This is a genomic window from bacterium, assembly GCA_037131655.1.
Taxonomy (GTDB): domain Bacteria; phylum Armatimonadota; class Fimbriimonadia; order Fimbriimonadales; family JBAXQP01; genus JBAXQP01.
This window is the reverse complement of the sequence record JBAXQP010000394.1, coordinates 1-2,105: the sequence shown is the minus strand read 5'-3', so window position 1 is coordinate 2,105 and position 2,105 is coordinate 1. Positions and strand designations below refer to the sequence as shown.

The following is a 2,105-nucleotide window of genomic DNA, read 5'->3' as shown; positions in this document are numbered from 1 at the left end:
CAGTATCGGCGCAGACTTAGCGAACCATCGGTCTACATGGTTTGCTTGACGGCATCGGGTTCATCATCACGGCTGCCGGGGTCAACACCAAGGCCCATACAATCTGATAATAGTTTATATTAGCCGAGAGCATATCCAAGTTGGCATTAACAAGATAAACAGACAGTGCCGCCAACCCAGCCAGAGGAAGCATGACAGACTGGTTATCTCTAGTGCCCTTGTTTCGGAACAGTGCACGCCACATTGAAAAGAATAACGCTCCCGCAGCCGCGATGTAGAGAAGGCCTGTTGCCCAACCATATGATAGCAAAAACAACAACCAATCACTGTGCCCTGTTCGCCATGTCCACCCCTCCCCAAATGGAGATTTCATGATTTCGCCAATGCCTTTCTCCCAATATACCTGCCTATCGATACCTGATGTAGCGACTTGATCGGATTTAAGTTCAATGCGTTTTAAGAGCGCAGTGTCTGTCTGGAAGACGGCCATGTACAATGCCAAACCTATGAATGTAAAAAGTATTATCCGCCCCCCCCCTCCTCCCGAAGATAGGCGCACTAAAGAATAACCTGCAATCATAACGCCAATACCGCAAACCATCGCAAAGGCGCTACCAGTACTGGCCAACTTCAGAATCAAATAAACACAAACGCTTGAAGCGAGATAGAAAGGTATGGCGCGCCAATTTAGACCAATGCATACACCAAAGGTTAACGTTGTCGCCGCAAGCACAGCAATCGGAATACATACCTGCGTGCGAACGAAGTTCAGCGATATATTCCCAATATATTGTTGAACACCTATAGCCTCACCACCAACTACGGCACTAATTTCTTCTAAACTCGCTTGCCCTATGAAATAAAATATCGCAAAGATCGAGCACGACATCAGGCTAAGCAGAGCCATGGCACGAACTCCGTCGCGAAAGGTGCGGAAGGTTAATCCAACGGCCAGAGAAAAAGCAACTAAGTATCCCAAACGACTCAATGCTTGTTTCCCCTCCGTTATAAAAGATCTTAGGCCAAAAGACCAAAATGGAACCGACAGAATAATCAGTAGAAAGGCTGCAAAGAATAGGCGCCACCAGCGATCTTTGTTCAGTTCGTGAATCACGGACTTTAATGCCATAGAATTCGCAAGAATGGTTAAAATCGCTAAAAGGAATGAAAATGACAGATTTGCAAGAGAATTAGCTGGATTACAGGCCGTAAGCACAGTCGCATAACCGAGGACACGCCGATCATTTACGGATAGGTAGATCATGGATCCACCGTACACCATAAAGCATAAATTCATCATCATACCGTAACCGAAGAGGATCGGGGATAGGTTGAATATGATCGCTCCGGCGATGCTTAGAGCCAGTGGAGTTGTTACTTTTGTATGCGTCATATAAAATTGCGCTTAACTTATGATCAGCGGGAATATTATTAAGGACAATGGCAACATGGCCCATAGTGATAAACAGGTATGGCTGCCTGACCAAGAAGGCCCTGACTCAACCTCACCAACCGCTCTGCCCCTACACGAGGATGCCACTGTGTCTGCATTTCCATCCAGGCTGCCTGACGCACAATTTCTCGAAGTGATTTATTTGCAAGAAGTGTCTTCAAAATATTTGCTAGTGCATCAACATTATCATCTTCAAATAGAAAACCAGTGCGCCCATGGTCGATGAGTACGGGAGCGGCACCGGCCTGCTCGTTAGCTATAAGGACTGCCCCCTCAGCCATAGCTTCATTTGCTACCACACCCCAGCCTTCGCCTCGATTGCTGGATAGGACGTAGATATCAGATTGACGCATCAGTTCACGCACTTTATCGGGAGCCATCGGCTCATGAAACATACACTTATCAATCAAATTTATCTTCTGAGCCAATTTTTGCAGTTTCACTTTTTCAGGGCCAGCCCCTACTAAATCCAGCCCTCCAAAGGCAGGTTCGCTAAAGATTTTCGACACAGCCCGTATCAACAAATCAACCCGCTTCCAATTCAGCATCCGACCAACCCACAGGATTCGCACTTGATCGTTAACTCGTGGTTGAGGCGGCTGAGCTGCTATCTCGGCAAGCCAGTGCCAAGACAGAGAGTCTGGGTGAAAAC

The 2,105-nt window shown here is 47.0% G+C and carries 2 protein-coding genes; both read right to left on the bottom strand.

Annotated features, from left to right (window positions below; genetic code table 11):
• Positions 1–16: 16 nt before the first annotated feature.
• Complete coding sequence (locus WCO51_12860) at positions 17–1,393, bottom strand: hypothetical protein (protein ID MEI6514144.1); 1,377 nt, start codon at positions 1,391–1,393, stop codon at positions 17–19.
• A 38-nt stretch (positions 1,394–1,431) separates the two neighbouring features.
• Positions 1,432–2,105, bottom strand: a 674-nt coding sequence (locus WCO51_12855) for a glycosyltransferase family 4 protein (protein ID MEI6514143.1), incomplete at its 5' end; no start/stop codon positions are given.